18 protein-coding genes are annotated in these 16,306 nt (G+C 42.3%); 8 read left to right on the forward strand and 10 right to left on the reverse strand.

From position 1 onward, the window contains the following. Positions 1 to 3 precede the first annotated feature (3 nt). The 6 genes from hscB to I6L24_RS10875 all read right to left on the reverse strand — a co-directional run bounded on the left by hscB (position 4) and on the right by I6L24_RS10875 (position 3,924). A complete protein-coding gene (hscB, locus tag I6L24_RS10850; RefSeq protein WP_005107161.1) occupies positions 4 to 519 on the reverse strand; it encodes a Fe-S protein assembly co-chaperone HscB in 516 nt (171 codons plus the stop codon). Between the two features lie 103 nt (positions 520 to 622). Further along, positions 623 to 943, reverse strand: a complete 321-nt coding sequence (gene iscA, locus I6L24_RS10855; RefSeq protein WP_004279817.1) for an iron-sulfur cluster assembly protein IscA — start codon at positions 941 to 943, stop codon at positions 623 to 625. 34 nt (positions 944 to 977) lie between these two features. Beyond that, a complete protein-coding gene (iscU, locus tag I6L24_RS10860) occupies positions 978 to 1,364 on the reverse strand; it encodes a Fe-S cluster assembly scaffold IscU (protein ID WP_180038712.1) in 387 nt (128 codons plus the stop codon). Positions 1,365 to 1,468: 104 nt separating this feature from the next. After that, positions 1,469 to 2,686 (reverse strand): IscS subfamily cysteine desulfurase, encoded by a 1,218-nt coding sequence (locus I6L24_RS10865; RefSeq protein ID WP_216985983.1) that lies wholly within the window; start codon positions 2,684 to 2,686, stop codon positions 1,469 to 1,471. Position 2,687: 1 nt separating this feature from the next. Next, a complete protein-coding gene (locus I6L24_RS10870; RefSeq protein ID WP_004279811.1) occupies positions 2,688 to 3,161 on the reverse strand; it encodes an Rrf2 family transcriptional regulator in 474 nt (157 codons plus the stop codon). Positions 3,162 to 3,273: 112 nt separating this feature from the next. Beyond that, the gene (locus I6L24_RS10875) at positions 3,274 to 3,924 is read right to left on the reverse strand and encodes a hypothetical protein (RefSeq protein ID WP_004279809.1); all 651 of its coding nucleotides are present in this window, start codon (positions 3,922 to 3,924) and stop codon (positions 3,274 to 3,276) included. Between the two features lie 203 nt (positions 3,925 to 4,127). On the opposite strand from I6L24_RS10875, the gene I6L24_RS10880 reads away from it, so the two are divergent. From I6L24_RS10880 to I6L24_RS10890, 3 genes are all read left to right on the forward strand, one after another. Beyond that, entirely contained in the window at positions 4,128 to 4,601 is a 474-nt protein-coding gene (locus I6L24_RS10880; protein WP_044110072.1) for a phasin family protein, read from the forward strand. A 162-nt stretch (positions 4,602 to 4,763) separates the two neighbouring features. Then, positions 4,764 to 5,036, forward strand: coding sequence for an HU family DNA-binding protein (locus tag I6L24_RS10885; RefSeq protein WP_004279807.1), 273 nt, complete (start codon positions 4,764 to 4,766; stop codon positions 5,034 to 5,036). 130 nt (positions 5,037 to 5,166) lie between these two features. Beyond that, positions 5,167 to 7,032: a SurA N-terminal domain-containing protein gene (locus I6L24_RS10890; RefSeq protein ID WP_216985984.1), complete on the forward strand. Its 1,866-nt coding sequence runs from the start codon at positions 5,167 to 5,169 to the stop codon at positions 7,030 to 7,032. A 61-nt stretch (positions 7,033 to 7,093) separates the two neighbouring features. On the opposite strand, the gene I6L24_RS10895 is transcribed toward I6L24_RS10890, so the two are convergent. Continuing rightward, on the reverse strand, positions 7,094 to 7,963 hold the full coding sequence (locus I6L24_RS10895; RefSeq protein ID WP_216985985.1) for a DUF2797 domain-containing protein: 870 nt from the start codon (positions 7,961 to 7,963) through the stop codon (positions 7,094 to 7,096). Positions 7,964 to 7,997: 34 nt separating this feature from the next. Here I6L24_RS10895 and I6L24_RS10900 point away from each other — a divergent pair, with 34 nt between their 5' ends. Together I6L24_RS10900 and I6L24_RS10905 are read left to right on the forward strand one after the other, a co-directional pair. Further along, the gene (locus tag I6L24_RS10900; RefSeq protein ID WP_216985986.1) at positions 7,998 to 8,468 is read left to right on the forward strand and encodes a DUF6231 family protein; all 471 of its coding nucleotides are present in this window, start codon (positions 7,998 to 8,000) and stop codon (positions 8,466 to 8,468) included. A gap of 105 nt (positions 8,469 to 8,573) precedes the next feature. Next, positions 8,574 to 9,242, forward strand: a complete 669-nt coding sequence (locus tag I6L24_RS10905; protein ID WP_216985987.1) for a YidB family protein — start codon at positions 8,574 to 8,576, stop codon at positions 9,240 to 9,242. A 66-nt stretch (positions 9,243 to 9,308) separates the two neighbouring features. Here the strand turns inward: I6L24_RS10905 and I6L24_RS10910 are convergent, their stop codons facing one another. Genes I6L24_RS10910 through I6L24_RS10920 form a run of 3 tightly spaced genes read right to left on the reverse strand, consistent with a single transcriptional unit; the run spans position 9,309 to position 11,270 of the window. Then, complete coding sequence (locus tag I6L24_RS10910) at positions 9,309 to 9,923, reverse strand: OB-fold-containig protein (protein ID WP_004279798.1); 615 nt, start codon at positions 9,921 to 9,923, stop codon at positions 9,309 to 9,311. A 19-nt stretch (positions 9,924 to 9,942) separates the two neighbouring features. After that, on the reverse strand, positions 9,943 to 10,251 hold the full coding sequence (locus I6L24_RS10915) for a Rieske (2Fe-2S) protein (RefSeq protein WP_004279797.1): 309 nt from the start codon (positions 10,249 to 10,251) through the stop codon (positions 9,943 to 9,945). Positions 10,252 to 10,265: 14 nt separating this feature from the next. Next, entirely contained in the window at positions 10,266 to 11,270 is a 1,005-nt protein-coding gene (locus I6L24_RS10920; protein WP_004646774.1) for an adenosine kinase, read from the reverse strand. A 276-nt stretch (positions 11,271 to 11,546) separates the two neighbouring features. Between I6L24_RS10920 and I6L24_RS10925 the strand changes: the two genes are divergently transcribed. From I6L24_RS10925 to I6L24_RS10935, 3 genes are all read left to right on the forward strand, one after another. Further along, positions 11,547 to 11,999, forward strand: a complete 453-nt coding sequence (locus tag I6L24_RS10925; RefSeq protein WP_005246552.1) for a GNAT family N-acetyltransferase — start codon at positions 11,547 to 11,549, stop codon at positions 11,997 to 11,999. Between the two features lie 165 nt (positions 12,000 to 12,164). Continuing rightward, on the forward strand, positions 12,165 to 15,104 hold the full coding sequence (locus tag I6L24_RS10930) for an insulinase family protein (RefSeq protein WP_216985988.1): 2,940 nt from the start codon (positions 12,165 to 12,167) through the stop codon (positions 15,102 to 15,104). 21 nt (positions 15,105 to 15,125) lie between these two features. Next, positions 15,126 to 16,265, forward strand: a complete 1,140-nt coding sequence (locus I6L24_RS10935) for a phospholipase A (RefSeq protein ID WP_216985989.1) — start codon at positions 15,126 to 15,128, stop codon at positions 16,263 to 16,265. Positions 16,266 to 16,306 lie beyond the last annotated feature (41 nt).

Genomic DNA, 16,306 nt, shown 5'->3' on the forward strand with positions numbered 1-16,306 from the left:
AAATTAGAAATCATCATCAAGATCAAAGCTGTCATCGTCCAGGAAGCGGTCTTCCGCTTTGTCGATATCGGCCATGACTTTAACGAAGAAGCGTAGTTTGCGCACTGTATCGCGTGCTTCGGCCCAATCTTCATCCGCATAATCAATTTTGAACTCGCGAACTAAGCCTTCAATCCATTGCTGGACTTCGACTTTTAGTGAAGTTAAATCTTCAGCAGAAGTTGCATCGTCAAGTTGTTCACGAATTTCCAGAGCGTCCTGCAAGAATTCAAAATCACTGATCGACTGATCTAAGTGATAATCCTGTTTCTTGAGAGACAGTAAATACGCTGCACGGCTATCGACCGCTGACAAGGCTTTAAATGCCTGATTGATATCACTTGATTTAATCAGAGCCTGATCTTTGTCTTCAGCTTTATCTGGGTGATATTGTTGCTGCAACTTTAAAAATTCAGTCTTTAAAGCCGCCAAATCAATATCGAGTGCTACAGGAAGGTTGAACAACTCAAAATGATTCATGGGAGATGGGATCCGCGATTAATGTGCAAAAATAACTGTATAAATGCAATTAAAACAGTGTGAAACACACTGTTTTAATGTCAAAAGAGAATAACTGCCGGGTTTATACAGTGAAGGATTCACCACAACCGCATTCGCCTTTTTTGTTAGGGTTGTTAAATTCGAAGCCTTCGTTCAAGCCGTTTTTAACATAGTCCATCTCCATACCTTCAAGATAAACTAGACTTTTCGGGTCAACGAATACTTTAACCCCAAACTGCTCAAAGGCTTGGTCATGTGTATCGACTTCATCGACGAACTCGAGCACATAGGCCAGACCAGAACAGCCTGAAGTTTTCACACCAACGCGAATGCCTTCACCCTTACCGCGATTTTTTAAATAATTGCTGATATGAGTTGCAGCATTTTCAGTTAAATGGATCATGAAAACTCCGTTAAAATTTCAAAACGTGGAACAATTAAGTTTTAACTTTCTTGCTACGGTAGTCTTCTACAGCTGCTTTGATTGCATCTTCAGCAAGAACAGAGCAGTGTACTTTTACTGGTGGAAGTGCAAGTTCAGTTGCAATATCAATGTTCTTGATCGCTTGAGCTTGATCCAAAGTTTTACCTTTGAGCCATTCGGTCACAAGTGAACTTGATGCAATGGCAGAACCACAACCATAAGTTTTGAAACGTGCTTCTTCAATCACACCTTCGTCGTTTACCTGAATCTGTAAACGCATCACGTCACCACATGCTGGCGCACCAACCATACCAGTACCAACGTTTTCAGCATTTTTGTCTAAAACGCCAACATTACGAGGGTTTTCGTAATGATCAATTACTTTTTCGCTATAAGCCATGTTGCTTCTCCAAACCTCGGGGTCAGCCTTAGTATTAAATATGGGGGTAAAAAAACTTTTCTCAATGAGATAGCAACGGATTTGTCACTATCTCAGAATGAAAATTAGTGCTCAGCCCACTCAACTTTAGAAAGGTCAATACCTTCCTTATACATATCCCAAAGCGGAGAAAGTTCACGTAACTTCTCAACAGCAGCTTTAGTGATAGTCAATACGTGATCGATATCTTCTTCAGTGGTGTATTTGCCGAAGCTGAAGCGGATCGAACTGTGTGCAAGTTCGTCTGAAAGACCCAATGCACGAAGTACATAAGATGGTTCAAGTGTTGCAGATGTACATGCCGAACCTGAAGATACCGCAGCATCTTTCAATGCCATCATCAATGATTCGCCTTCAACGAAGTTGAAGCTAATATTCAGGTAGTTCGCTACGTTTTGTGTTGGATGGCCGTTCAGGAACACTTGTTCAAGACCTTGTAAACCATTCCACAGCTTGTCGCGAAGTACACGTAAACGAGTCTGTTCAGCTTCCAGGTTTTTGCCTGCAAGTTCAAAGGCTTCACCCATACCTACAATCTGGTGAGTCGCAAGGGTACCTGAACGCATACCACGTTCGTGGCCGCCACCATGCATTTCAGCTTTAAGGCGTACACGTGGGCTACGACGTACAAACAGTGCGCCAATACCTTTAGGGCCATAGATCTTGTGCGCAGAGAAACTCATCAAGTCTACTTTTAAAGTTGAAAGATCAATTTCAACTTTACCTGCCGCCTGAGCTGCATCTACATGGAAGAAAATCTTGTTGGCGCGAGTGATTTCACCAATCGCTGCAACATCAGTCACAGTACCAATTTCATTGTTCACCATCATCAGGGAAACAAGAATCGTATCTGGACGGATCGCTGCCTGTACGATTTCTGGAGTAATTAAACCGGTTTGAGGTTGAGGCTCAATATAGGTAATTTCAAAACCTTCAGACTCAAGCTCACGACAGGTATCTAAAACTGCCTTATGTTCGATTTTAGAGGTAACGATATGTTTACCTTTAGATGCATAGAAATGAGCCACACCTTTAAGCGCAAGGTTGTCTGACTCGGTCGCACCCGAAGTCCATACGATTTCACGTGGATCAGCTTTAATTAAATTCGCAACTTGTTCACGTGCATATTCAACTTTTTCTTCTGCTTGCCAACCATACGCGTGTGAACGAGATGCCGCATTACCAAAGGTACCATCGAATGTTAAGCATTCCATCATACGTTCAGCAACCTGAGGATCTACAGGAGTTGTAGCTGCATAATCAAGATAAATCGGACGTTTCATGTCAAATACCTGTAACCGATAAAAGGGCTGAATCTAAAGGTGCTGATTTTTGGCGTAATGACACAGTCTGGACGTTGTCACGTGCAACCAGATCAGCAAGCGAGATTTTTTCTAAATAATCGGCGATGTGATGGGAGAGTTCCTGCCATAAATCATGAGTCAAGCACATCGCGCCATTCTGGCAATTGCCTTTATGGTCACAGCGAGTCGCATCAACTGTTTCGTTTACAGCTTCAATAATTGCTAACACAGTAATTTCATCTGCATTACGTGCTAAATGGTAACCACCATTTGCGCCACGAACACTAGAAACTAAACCATGACGCTTGAGCTTCGCAAATAACTGCTCAAGATAAGCAACAGAAATAGTTTGACGTGCTGCAATTTCAGCGAGCGTTATCGTTTTTTCAGAAGGCTGCAAAGCTAGATCAAGTAGAGCAGTCACAGCGTAGCGACCGCGAGTGGTTAGGCGCATGATTCGATACACATGGTTAGACTAGATGTGTAGATTTTATGAATCCCGACTAAATTAGTCAAGTTATTTTTAGTAGACCTTAGTGGGATTTAATTTTTGGAGAATGAAAGATTTACATGCTCAGCCAATTATACACTAATAACGTAATCAAAAGTACGCTGCTTAAGCCAAAAATGATGTTAATGCGCTTTTGACGGCGTTCAACCCGTTTCAGGCGGTTTTTATACTGTTTGACTTCCACTTGCAGGGTATTGATCTTGGAACGCTGCTCTTCAATTTTCTTTAGAAGCGGCGCAATACGCTTTTTAGAGGCAATAATTTCTGCTTCATTGGTCGGCACTTCAGATAGCCAGTGTCTCCAGTCAGCCAATACTTTTGGTAAGCTCAATACGGTTAACAGATCACGAAACTCATCTTTTAAAACTTGATGACCATCAATGCGCATGCTGCGAATGCTACGACGATTACCAAAAATGAAAATTTTAATCAGATCGGGCAGTGTAGTACGCACATCCAGGTCGACAATACGCCCCGGTGCTTTATGGTCAAATAACAGTCCATTCGGGGTGAATTGCACATAAAAGTCGAAATACGGAATATAGCTATTGATTTTAACCGAGATGTTTTCATCTACAAACTTTTTGGCCTGTAATGCAACGACATGATCATGCTTGAGAATGAAGGTAAATATTGTCTCTAAAACAATTAACGTCATCGTAAGCAACAAATGCGGTTGATTTTGACTTTGTTGCGATTCGCTCATATACAACCAATCCTTACCTGAAATATAAAGTGAAAAAGCTTCCTGCCTGTGAAGAGATTTCAGGGTTAAATCAAATTAGACTTGAAATAAATTGCTTTGTAGAACAGTTTATCAAATCTATCAAGTACTAAATTTGCTATTATGCAGTGGTTTTGTAGAAGAATTTATAATAATTGCGCAGAAAACAAACAGGAGCCGTGCACATGGACAAGTCAAAAACAGCACAAGACTCAGCTGAAGCTTCGAATGAGAAAATGCTGAAACCCAAGTCTAAATCTGCCTCGGAGCGCAAATCGGTTCTTGATTTTCGTAAATACACCAAACAGATCTGGCTGGCTGGACTCGGGGCATTTTCACGTGCAGAAGAAGAAGGCAATAAACTGTTTGACTCGCTGGTCAAGGTCGGGGAAGAACTTGAGTCTAAAACTGCAGATATTGCCGATCAAACTGTAGAGAAGGTTTCAGAAAAGGCCAAAGAGTCCGTCACAGACACCAAAGACAAAGTGGAAAAATTAATCGACAACTCTGTTCATCACTCATTGAATCGTATAGGATTAGTCACACTGAAGGATGTACAGTATTTGGAACGTTTAATTCTTCAGTTGCATACCAAGGTTGATCAGTTGACTGCGGAACAAGAAAAAATGAAAGAAGAATTGTCGAAAAAACTTAAATAAAATGACTTTATTTATTATTCAATGTTTTTTTCGCATATTTTTTGAAAAAAAAGAGGTTCTTAAGTATTGCGTTTATACCTAAAGCATTGCTATAAAGGCGTTATGGCATGTTAAACCAATTCTTGAACCTTAAATAAACGATATTAAGAGGACGTAATCTTCATGAATAAATCAGAATTAATTGATGCAATTGCAGAAAAAGGGGGATTATCTAAGGCTGACGCAGGTAAAGCTTTAGATGCTACAATTGCTTCTGTTACTGAAGCTTTAAAATCGGGTGATACAGTAACTTTAGTGGGTTTTGGTACTTTCGGTGTGAAAGAGCGCGCTGCACGTACTGGCCGTAATCCACAAACTGGTGCTACTCTTGAGATCAAAGCAAGCAAAGTACCTAGCTTCAAAGCAGGTAAAGGCTTAAAAGACGCTGTAGCTTAAGCTTACCCAGCGACGAAACGCGCCTTCTTTGGCGCGTTTTTTATTGATAAATTTAATTGTGATGATTAACACATTCATTCAATGGGTATTTTCGGTTAAAATCCTTTGCAAATAAAATATTGGAATACTTATGGAAGCTTTTCGTAAAGTTATTAAGGGTTGGTTGGGCAAAGTCTTGCTCGTTCTGTTTTTGACCCCGTTAGCACTTGTAGGTATTGAAGGATATTTTAGCAGCGGAAACTCTGATGCGGCAAAATCAGTGAACGGGACTGAAATATCTCAAAAAGAATTAGAGTCACTGACCAAATCATTTAAAGAACAATATCTCAGTTATGCCAATGGGGATGAAACTTTACTGAATCAAAGCTTCATTGACCAGAAAGCCATGGATACTCTGGTTGCACGTACTTTATTGCTGCAACAGGCTGAAGAATTAGGGATCAGTCTGAGTGACCAGCAAATTGAACAGATGATTGCTCAGCAGCCTACTTTCCAGCAAGATGGCAAGTTCTCGAATGCTTTATATGAAAATTATCTGAAATCAATTGGCATGACTAATCGTGCTTTGATTGAAAGTTTACGTAAAGATCATGCGCTGAAAATGCTGTCATCGACTTTCCTGGATTATCCGCTGGTAAGCCCAGTCGAAATGCAGCAGATTGCCGATTTACAAACTGAACAACGTCATATTCATATTTCCAGCATTAATCTGGACAGCTATAAAAAAGATGTCAAAGTCACTGATGCAGACATTGCTGCCTATTATGAAAAGCACAAAACACTGTTTAAGCAGCCGACCAGTGTAGATGTCGACTATGTCGTGTTAAAGCCAAGCGATATTCAGGTGCAGAGTTTAGCGGTTACAGATGCTGAGCTTCAGGAAGCCTATACCGCCTTTGTTGCGACACAAAAACAGGCAGTTAAACCAGATGTGAAGCATATTTTAATTACGGCGGACAGCCGTAGTGATGCTGAAGCAAAAAAACTGGCGAGCGACATTGCAGCCAAAATTAAAGCCGGTACCACTTTTGCTCAGGCAGCAGCACAATATTCTGAAGACCCTGATTCTAAGTCTCAAGGTGGTGCGCTTGCTGTCTATGAAGAAGGTGTATTCGGTACTGCATTTGACCAGACGGTTAGTTCTTTAAAATCGGGTCAGGTGTCTGCACCGGTGAAAACAGATTATGGATACCACATTATTTCTGTGCAAACGCCAGATGTTGCGGTTCCTTCTTTTGAATCACAAAAAGCACGTTTGTCTGAAGAAGCCTTAGCTGCTAAAAAATCCAATGCTTTCTCTGATACGGTCAATACGCTAAATGATATGGTAGTAGGAAGTGATTCTCTGGATGTCGTTACACAGGAAGTTAAAGGTGTACAAGTCCAGAAAGCCCAAGGAGTAAAACTTTCGACTCGTGATCCAGTGCTGAGCGATGCTAACCTCAAGGTTAAACTGTTTAATGACGATGTTAAAAATGGTGATCGTAATGCTTCATCAAGCATTCAGTTGGCCAATGGTGATGTAGCCTGGATCAAGGTGCGTAATTATCATGCTGCTGGCGAACAAACACTGGCAGAAGCAAAACCGCGTGTTAAGGCTCAGTTGATTGAAGACAAAGCAGCTGCTTTGGCAAAAGCAAAAATTCAGAAAGCTTTGGATGAGTTCAAAACCAAACCGGCTGCAGCAGTGGCGAAAGGTGATTTGATCTTTGAAGATGCTGGCGTTTACACACGTGCTGAAGGTTTACTAAAACGTGATGTACAGCGTGCGGCCTTTAGTCTGCCGACACCAAAAGCAGGCCATTGGTCAGTGACCACAGCGAAAATGCCGAATGAACTGGTTGTGGTTGCGGTATCAGAAGTGAAGAAAAATCCGGTGGATGTATTAAGTGCAGAACAGCGTAGTGAGTTGGTGAAGTTATATCAGCAACTTCGTGGTCAGCAGGAATTTGATGACTATACGCGTTACCTGAAATCTCAGGCAAAAATCAAATAAAATTGTTGTATAAAAAAACCAGCCTGCGGGCTGGTTTTTTGTTTTCTAGGCAAATAATGGTTTAAGCACGAATAATCAGTTGATAACCGGTATATTTGCGCATATTAATCACGCCAGTATCCAGAATTAAATACTGACCCTTGATGCCTTGTAATTTGCCACGAATCACAGGAGTTTTATCCAGATTATGCGATTTAATCTTTTCCGGATATTGTTCTACCGGATAAATAAATTCTCGTGCGAATTCATCTTCTAATACTTTAATATTTTCATTAAATTCTAGATTCTGATTAAATTCTTCACGAATGCTTTGAATTTTAGGCGCGAATTCTTCTAGCAGCTGTTCACGCACTTCAATCAGATTCAAAGGTTCTGCTTCACCTTTGAGCAGCTTGCGCCAATCAGTTTTATCAGCGACCTGCGTACCAAACATGACTTCGAGCTTTCCTGAAAGACGACGCGAGCCAACTTTCATAATCGGCAGGGCTTGGGTAGCACCCTGATCAAGCCAGCGAGTCGGCATTTGGCTGGTACGGGTAATGCCGACCTTTAATGCGCTAGAATTAGCCAAATAGACAATATGTGGCTGAAAGCAGACATTCTGTGCAAACTCATCTTCGCGGCAAGTGCCCAAATGATAATGGCAAGTCTCTGGTTTCATGATGCACATATCACATGAAGCATTGGTTTTAAAACATTTAAAACAGTGACCTTGCGAAAATGATTTGGAAGTTTTGTTGCCACAAGACACGCAGTAAATATTACCGGTCCATTCAATCTCGATTTCTTGGCCTAAATTAAACGGAAGATCAATTTCTGCACGATCTAAAATTAATTTATATTCAACATTTGCCCGCTGTATCTGTTGATCAGTTACACTAAGGTCCTTGAGGCCGACGTGCATTTTATGACAAATGCCCTGAAGTTCCATAAAAGTTACTCACTTAAATCATAAGGATGCAGTTATGGCTGAGCAGAATGTCATTACTTCGATGCTAGACGATTTCGCACAGGAACAGCCAATTCATACTGCTATTTGTATTGGGCAGGACTTGAGCCAAGTCCAGTTTCAGCCAGCTATTCAATGGTCCTATTTTAGCGTATCTGACTTTTTAAATCTGCCTTTTCAGCAACGTTATGACTTGGCTGTGGTGATGCTGGATACTGCAGAAACAGAACATTTGTCTGAACAGATCATGAGTCAAATTCTGGTGAAATTACGTGATTTGTTTGCCAAACGATTGGTAGTGATCAGTCGGCTACAAGATGAAAAGTTATTGAGACCTTTAGGATTTACCCAGTTGATTGACAAGACCACACATGAGGCCGATTTTGCGCTGTGGCAGTTTAATATTTTAACCTATAAACACGTGCCAGACTGGTTTAACTCCAAGTTTTGGGCCAATCCGGAAAACTGGGATAAATTTCGCTGGTAAGCCGAAAACCTGCTTAACTAAGATTGCAAATATTAACACAATCTTGCCTAGACAATATGAGGGCAGGCCGTATTCTGTAATTAAGATGCACATAGGATATAGGACATGACAAACCTGAGTAGTATTGTGGAAATATTAGCAAAGCATGCATTGGGTGACGGGCAGTCGCAGCAGAAATCCTCACAACAAGGTGGCTTGGCAGATATCCTGGGGTCTGTGCTAGGGCATTTAAACCAGTCAAATCCTCAGCAAAATCAAAATACTCAAAACCAGCAAAATCAAACCGGCCAGCAGAATCGACAAAATGGTCTGGGGGCAATTTTAGGTTCAGTACTAAGTCAGTTTGGTGGTAGCAATCAAGGATCTGCTCAGCCTCGTTCAGGACTAGGTGGTTCTACCGGTAAAACCTTATTAATTGCAGTACTGCCTTTGGTGCTGGCCTGGATTCAAAAACAGGGCGGTTTACAGGGTGCATTAGACAAGCTCAAAGGACAGGGGCTTAATAGCCAGGTCGATGATTGGGTGTCGACCGGTCCCGGTGAAAATGCAAATGTCGATCCGCAGCAGGTGCAAAAACTGTTTGATGAGCAAGAAGTTGAAGAAGTTGCACAGCAAACCCATGCACCGAAACAGGATGTTTATAGTGCGATTTCACAGGTCTTGCCGCAGATTATTGATTCGCTTACTCCACAAGGTGAGCAGACCAGTAAGCAAGAAGCCAATAATGATATTCAAAATGTATTGAATATGGTTTCAGGACTTCTTAAAAAATAAATCTAAACATTAAAAAAATCCCGATATCTGTCGGGATTTTTTAATAACTATTAAATGATTTAGAATTTAATCTAGATTCATGCTAAACAGCTGATTAGATTTACAAATTTTCTTGGCAACATAATGAGATTTTCTCATGCGAATCAGGATAATCTGCGACTGAAACCCGAGTTCACCAAACTCAGGTTCTACCTGTACATAATGTAGTTGTCCATACTCATCCCGTACCCGTGCTTGAGCAGAAAAACCGGGACGGGCATTGCCACTGGAAATCGTCGCCAGACGACCAAGTAGATTGACATTGTTCTTTTTATATTTAGGGGGAATGACCTGATCCAGACAGTGAATCATAAAAATAGTAAAAAAAGTCGCAATGATCAAAGCTGGAATAATCAGATAATAGGCAGGCAGAAATTTAAATTCCTGAGAATAGATCAGGAACTGTAAAACATAGCCGGCAAAGCTAAAATTCATCAGGAAGAAAAACACAATCAAAGTTTTGGAGAATTTGACGTTTAGTAGATCCATCTGCTGAAAGTCATAAGGTGAAATTTTTTGCAGAAACTTGCTGGGTCTGAGTCCAAAATAGAAACCAATGGTTTTCACCACACCAAACAGAATAATCGCCAATAAACTCAGATGAAAAGGCATCAGGTTATAGTCTAGAAAAAATGCAGGCATGGTGAAGTCCGTTTTCGTCTTATTCTGAGAGGTAAATTCCACCATCAGAATGCACGGTAATCTCTACTTTTTCAAGTGCTTGACCTTGGCAAGGCCCAGAAATGCATTCACCGCTTTCTACCAGAAACAAGGCGCCATGCGTGGAGCATTCAATAAATTCCTGATCACGATCCAAAAACTGGTTTTCCAGAAATTCCAGTTCAACCTGCAAATGCGGACACAGGTTTTGATAGGCATAGAAGGCACCGTCACGCTGTGTGATAAAGATATTGTCTCCATCAGGAAGCTCAAAAGAGCGTGCTTCGCGCTCTGGAACGTCTTCGGTCATGCAGATTTTAAACATTAAGCACATTCCTTTTGAAAGTCTTGTAATAATGCCGCATAGTCTTCAACTGCCAGGCGCGGACCAAATTGTGAAACCACTTGGCTCGAAATGAGAATCGCCAGTTCAGCCGCAGCTTGAAGACCCAAATTAGCATTCAATCCGTACAGGAAAGCCCCGGCAAAAGCATCACCGGCACCGTTGGCATCTACTGCAGGCACTTTACGGCCAGGAACAGTAAATGTATTTTGATAATCCGAAATCAGTGCGCCTTCAGCTGACAATGTAATGACAACGTGCTGACTGATTGTTTTTAATTTAAGCAGGGCTGCCTCAAGATTATCTGTTTCTGTATACATCAGCGCTTCTTGCTGGTTACATAACAGCAAGTCTACACCATCTGCAATCATTTCATCCAAACCGGCACGCGCGTATTGCACCATGGCAGGATCAGATAAAGTTAGGGCAATTTTAACGCCATTGGCACGGGCAATATCACGTGCTTGTTGTACGGCATGACGTGCTGTGTCAGAAGTTGATAAATAACCTTCGAGATATAGCCATTTCGCGCTATTTAGTGCGCTGAAATCAATTTGTTGATCAGTCAGTTCGGCCGTAATACCCAGATAGGTATGCATGGTACGTTCAGAATCAGGGCTGACCAGAACCATACATGTCCCTGTTACGCCTTCACTGATCGATTGGGTGGTGGTCTTAATACCTGCATCATTCAAACCCTTCAGGTAGATGTGCCCCAGTTCGTCATTTCCGACCCGACAGCCATAAAATGCAGAACCACCGAGCGCAGAAAATGCCACGGTAGTGTTGGCTGCTGAACCGCCTGAAGCCTGACCCTTATACACTTGAGTCGCTTGAAGATTTTGATAAAGAGTGGCCTGAGTCTCACCATCTGCAAGTTGCATGGTGCCTTTTTGCAAGTGATGTGCAGTTAAAAAGTCATCAGAAACTTTAAATTCTTGGTCAATCAGCGCATTACCAATCGCAAAAAGATCAACAGTTGCCATGTTCAAATATCACATTAAAAATGAAAGTCCTAAGTTTACACGATTGCTTGGGATAGCTGTAGTTTGCTGAATCATTTTCAAATAATTTAAAAAAATGCTGTATTTTGTTCAGCAGCTATCTTTGGTCTAAAAACTGACTTATTTTTATGCACTGGTGCGCCGCAGCATTGATTTAAGGATCATATTTTATTTATAAAGAGATATCGCTCCTGGCATGATACTTTAAGTCGCTTGGCAACAGTCATTCTTCACAACAATTTCAAATAGTGTGCGTATATGAATATTAAAATTGTAACAGCCGAACAACTCCCGGATCAGATCGAAACACTGGCAACTCTGGCACGTAAAGAAGGCTATAATTTGGTAGATAAGTTAATAGAAGAATATCGCACCGGGAAAAACTGCTTTAGTCACGCCAATGAATATCTGGTAGTGGCACATGATGGCAAGAAACTGGTTGCCTGTGGCGGCTTAAACCAGCAATGGGGAGATAACGGCATTGAAGAGCGGATTGGTCGGGTACGCCGTTTCTATGTGCATCCGAAATATCGTCAGCATGGCGTAGGCAAACAGCTTTTGGCTTATTTGGAACAGTTGGCACGTCCGCATTATTCAGCTTTATGCTTACAAACAGATACCCGACTGGCCGCCAGTTTTTATCAAAAGCAGAATTATGTATTTGTGGAAAACAATCCAAGCTATAACTATTTTAAATATCTGATTTCTTAAGCTTGTAAATACTTATCTAGATGCAGGAAGTAAATTTGATGATTTAATTTTCAAATGATCAAGTTTACTTAATTCGATCAAAATCCTCGGTTTTCAACGTGAATAATTTAGATAACTAAAGCTATAATGCGCTTAGTTATTTTAATTAAAGCATTAGGAGATCGCATGACTGTAGATGTCACTGAAACCATTTCTCAAACTGTACATCCTGCGTTTCAGTTGGTACGTCAACAACATGTTGAAGCTTTAGACATTTTCGTGTCTGAATATAAACATAAAGTGACTGGCGCCACACATTATCATCTGGCGACCAATCACGACGAAAATGTCTTTCTGGTGGCGTTTCGTACCCAGCCGATGGATTCTAAAGGCGAAGCACATATTCTGGAACATACTGCGCTGTGTGGTTCAGAAAAATTCCCGGTGCGTGATCCATTCTTCCTGATGATTCGCCGTTCACTGAATACTTTCATGAATGCCTTTACTGCGGCGGACTGGACTGCGTACCCATTTGCGACGCAGAACAGCAAGGATTTCCAGAACCTGCTTGAAGTGTATATGGATGCAGCATTTGCTGCGAACCTCAATCCACTAGATTTTGCCCAGGAAGGCATTCGCATTGAGCTGGAAAATGGCGAGCCTGTCTATAAAGGCGTGGTCTTTAATGAAATGAAAGGTGCGATGAGTTCGCCTTCAGATCAGTTGTATCACACGCTGGCGCATCATTTATTCCCAAATACGACCTATCACTATAATTCGGGTGGTGATCCTAAAGATATTCCTGACCTGACTTACCAAGAGTTGGTTGATTTCTATAAGTCACATTATCATCCAAGTAATGCAGTCTTCATGACCTTTGGCAATAAGACCGCATTCGAATTGCAAGAGCAGTTTGAACATCTGGCATTGTCTAAATTTGAAAAAGGTCAGACGCTGTATCCAACACCTGAAACCCGCCTGACTGCACCATTGACGGTTACAGACAGCTATGCGGTCGATGCCGAAGATCTACAGGACAAGACCTATCATGTGCTGTCATGGTTATTACCGGAAGCCAGTGACATTAAACTGCGTTTGGGCATGCGTTTAGTTGAAGGTATCTTATTAGAAGATTCAGCATCGCCACTGCGTCATTATCTGGAAACTTGTGGTTATGCAGATGCAACAGGTCCATTCATGGGCGTGGATGATTCTAATTTTGAAATGACTTTCTACTGCGCGGTACAGGGTTCAAATCCTGAACATGCAGAAGAATTTAAAAATGGTGTGTTTAAGGTTCTGGAAGATGTTGCCTCTAAACCAGTTGATCAGAGCATGGTCGATGCGATCCTGCATCAAATTGAATTGCATCAGCGTGAAATCAATGGCGATGGTACGCCGTATGGTTTGAGCTTGATTCTGAGCGGTCTGGGTAGCGCGATTCATCATCGTGATCCGGTCGAAGTTTGGGATGTGGACTCTGCGATTGCCGCAGTCAAAGAAGAGCTGCAAGATCCAATGTGGCTTTCCAATCTGATCAAAGAGCATTTGCTGGATAATCCGCATCGTGTCCAATTGACACTGGTTCCGGATGCGACTAAATCTGCCAAAGAAGCAGCGGATGAAAAAGCGCGTCTGGCTGAAATTGGCAAGAATCTGACTGAAGAACAGAAAGCTGAAATTATTGCGCAGACTGAAGCATTGAATGTGCGTCAGGACACGCCGGATGACTTGAATTTATTGCCGAAAGTCGGTCTGGAAGATGTCCCTGCGGAATTGCAAATTGTTCAAGGCCAGTTGCGTGAGATTATCTGTAACCGTGTTGATACGCCGTTGAACCTGTATCATGCCGGCACCAATGGGATTTATTATCAACAGGTTCTGGTCAATATTCCGGATGAAGTGGTGCAGTCGCCTTACTTTAACCTGCTTTCAATCCTGATGGGTGAGGTGGGTGCGGGTGAGTATGATTATCTTGAGTTCCAGCAACTGCAAACAGCGGTAAGTGGCGGTCTGGGCATGGGCGCATCTTTGCGTTCTAAAGTCGATGACAAAAACAAAATTACTGCCTGGTTGACGTTGACCACCAAATCTTTGGTGAATCATCTGGATGCAATTCGTCTGTTAAAGATCGGTTTTGAACAGCTTCGTTTTGATGAGAAAGACCGTATTGTTGAACTGTTACAACAGCGTAAAACGCGCTGGCAGTCACGTATTTCTGGTTCTGGACATAGCTATGCAATGCAAACGGCTTCACGTCAGCATAGTGCATTGGCTTTGCGTGATTATCACAATACCGGTTTGGGTGCATTAAACTGGCTGATCGAGCTGGTGTCTAAGATCGAAAAAGATCCGGCTGAATATGATCTGCTGATTGATGAATTAAAACGGATTCATCGAGTCTTGTTGCAAGCACCAAAGCAATTCCTGCTAGTGTGTGAAGAACCACAATCTGAGCATCTGATCGAAGAAATCCAGAATGTCTGGGACAAGCTTGCGGTGGATTCTGCACCAGTTGCCCTGACTCAAGTCGAAAAAGTAACCCATGATCAGCACGAAGCCTGGTTGATTCAAGCCAATGTCCAGTTCTGTGCGGCTGCTTATCCAGCAGTTGAAGTCTCACATCCTGATGCTGCTGCATTGATGGTACTGGCGGGTTATTTGCGTAATGGCTTCCTGCACAGCGCCATCCGTGAAAAAGGCGGTGCTTATGGTGGTGGTGCTAGCTATGACGGCAATGCCTGTTCGTTCCGTTTCTACAGCTATCGTGACCCACGTCTGGCAGAAACTTTCCAGGATTTTGATGCAAGTATTCAGTGGTTACTTAATGCACCACAACAGCCACACCAGTTGGAAGAAGCCATTCTGGGTCTGATTGCCAGCATGGATAAACCAGGTTCACCGGCAGGCGAAGCCATTACTGCATGTTATTCCTACCTGCATCAACGTACGCCAGCGTTCCGTAAAAAATTACGTGAACGTTTATTGAATGTCACACTGGATGATTTGCAGCGTGTTGCACAGACCTATCTGGTCGAGCAGCAGGCGACGAAAGCCATTGTAGCGCCAGTGGCAAAACGTGAAATGCTGGAACAGCTTGGTTTTGTAATTCAACAAGTTCTATAAATAAAAAAAAGAGGATAATGGATGGCGCTTAATTCGTTTAAGCGCTCAACTCTACAGCTGAGCGTTTTGCTGGGCTGTGCAGTTGGGACGCAAGTGAATGCGGAAGAAACAGTAGTCAACAGTCCCACGCCGGCAACGGCTGGAGCCTGTGCTGCACTGGAAATTAGTGCAGAGCGTCTGGCCTGTTATGATACTTTATTTAAAATTCCGGTTGCTGATAAGCCTGCAATCGTTTCTGAACGTCGTGCAGCAGCAGAAATTGCGCCTGAACCCGACAATTTAAAAGCGAAAATTGGTCAGACTGTTTCCAATATTTACGCTTCTGAAGGATCAAAGCTGACGCCGAATCTGTCTTTGCTGGATAGCCGCTGGGAACTCTCTCCGGAAAGTAAATTAGGCACCTGGAACATTCGTTCTTATCAGCCGGTGTATTTGATGCCAGGTTTCTGGACATCAAACAAGAATGAATTACCCGAGAGTGAAAATCCCAACAATATAGAGACAGAGAAACAGAATCTCACCTCAACTGAAGCTAAGTTTCAACTGTCTTTAAAGACCAAGGCGGTTGAAAATATCTTGGGAGATAATGGCGATCTCTGGCTTGGTTATACTCAGTCTTCGCGTTGGCAGGTGTATAACTCGGAAGAATCACGTCCGTTTCGTGAGACCAACTATGAACCCGAAGCCAGTTTAATCTTCCGTACCAACTATGATCTTTTGGGTCTGAATTGGCGTATGTTGGGATTGACCATCAATCATCAGTCCAATGGTCGTTCTGATCCGTTATCACGTAGCTGGAATCGGGTGATGCTGAATCTTGGTTTTGAAAAAGACAATTTTGCCTTGATGGTTCGTCCTTGGTATCGCTTTGAAGAGAAGCGAGAAGACGATAACAATCCAGAGATCAAGAACTATATCGGCCGTGGAGACATGACCGCATTTTATCGTTATAAGGAGCATGATTTTTCATTAATGCTGCGACATACCTTAAAAGGTGGAGATGAAAATCGTGGAGCCGTACAGTTCGATTGGTCATTCCCGATCAGTGGGCGTTTGCGTGGCCAATTCCAGCTATTTGATGGCTACGGAGAAAGTCTGATTGATTATAATCACCGTGCCACGTATGTCGGTTTAGGTGTCTCATTGATGAACTGGTTCTAAGATTCCAAGTTTCATGACCTTATAATGAAAATAAAAAACCA

The organism is Acinetobacter lwoffii, from assembly GCF_019048525.1.
GTDB lineage: Bacteria > Pseudomonadota > Gammaproteobacteria > Pseudomonadales > Moraxellaceae > Acinetobacter > Acinetobacter lwoffii_K.

Excerpts from the sequence above, each read along its gene's own strand:
- I6L24_RS10875 (WP_004279809.1), bottom strand. The coding sequence starts at position 3,924 with ATGAGCGAATCGCAACAAAGTCAAAATCAACCGCATTTGTTGCTTACG.
- I6L24_RS10880 (WP_044110072.1), top strand. The coding sequence starts at position 4,128 with ATGGACAAGTCAAAAACAGCACAAGACTCAGCTGAAGCTTCGAATGAG.
- I6L24_RS10925 (WP_005246552.1), top strand. The coding sequence starts at position 11,547 with ATGAATATTAAAATTGTAACAGCCGAACAACTCCCGGATCAGATCGAA.
- I6L24_RS10930 (WP_216985988.1), top strand. The coding sequence starts at position 12,165 with ATGACTGTAGATGTCACTGAAACCATTTCTCAAACTGTACATCCTGCG.
- I6L24_RS10935 (WP_216985989.1), top strand. The coding sequence starts at position 15,126 with ATGGCGCTTAATTCGTTTAAGCGCTCAACTCTACAGCTGAGCGTTTTG.
- I6L24_RS10900 (WP_216985986.1), top strand. The coding sequence starts at position 7,998 with ATGGCTGAGCAGAATGTCATTACTTCGATGCTAGACGATTTCGCACAG.
- iscA (WP_004279817.1), bottom strand. The coding sequence starts at position 943 with ATGATCCATTTAACTGAAAATGCTGCAACTCATATCAGCAATTATTTA.
- I6L24_RS10870 (WP_004279811.1), bottom strand. The coding sequence starts at position 3,161 with ATGCGCCTAACCACTCGCGGTCGCTACGCTGTGACTGCTCTACTTGAT.
- iscU (WP_180038712.1), bottom strand. The coding sequence starts at position 1,364 with ATGGCTTATAGCGAAAAAGTAATTGATCATTACGAAAACCCTCGTAAT.
- I6L24_RS10890 (WP_216985984.1), top strand. The coding sequence starts at position 5,167 with ATGGAAGCTTTTCGTAAAGTTATTAAGGGTTGGTTGGGCAAAGTCTTG.
- I6L24_RS10865 (WP_216985983.1), bottom strand. The coding sequence starts at position 2,686 with ATGAAACGTCCGATTTATCTTGATTATGCAGCTACAACTCCTGTAGAT.
- hscB (WP_005107161.1), bottom strand. The coding sequence starts at position 519 with ATGAATCATTTTGAGTTGTTCAACCTTCCTGTAGCACTCGATATTGAT.
- I6L24_RS10915 (WP_004279797.1), bottom strand. The coding sequence starts at position 10,251 with ATGACCGAAGACGTTCCAGAGCGCGAAGCACGCTCTTTTGAGCTTCCT.
- I6L24_RS10910 (WP_004279798.1), bottom strand. The coding sequence starts at position 9,923 with ATGCCTGCATTTTTTCTAGACTATAACCTGATGCCTTTTCATCTGAGT.
- I6L24_RS10905 (WP_216985987.1), top strand. The coding sequence starts at position 8,574 with ATGACAAACCTGAGTAGTATTGTGGAAATATTAGCAAAGCATGCATTG.
- I6L24_RS10885 (WP_004279807.1), top strand. The coding sequence starts at position 4,764 with ATGAATAAATCAGAATTAATTGATGCAATTGCAGAAAAAGGGGGATTA.
- I6L24_RS10920 (WP_004646774.1), bottom strand. The coding sequence starts at position 11,270 with ATGGCAACTGTTGATCTTTTTGCGATTGGTAATGCGCTGATTGACCAA.
- I6L24_RS10895 (WP_216985985.1), bottom strand. The coding sequence starts at position 7,963 with ATGGAACTTCAGGGCATTTGTCATAAAATGCACGTCGGCCTCAAGGAC.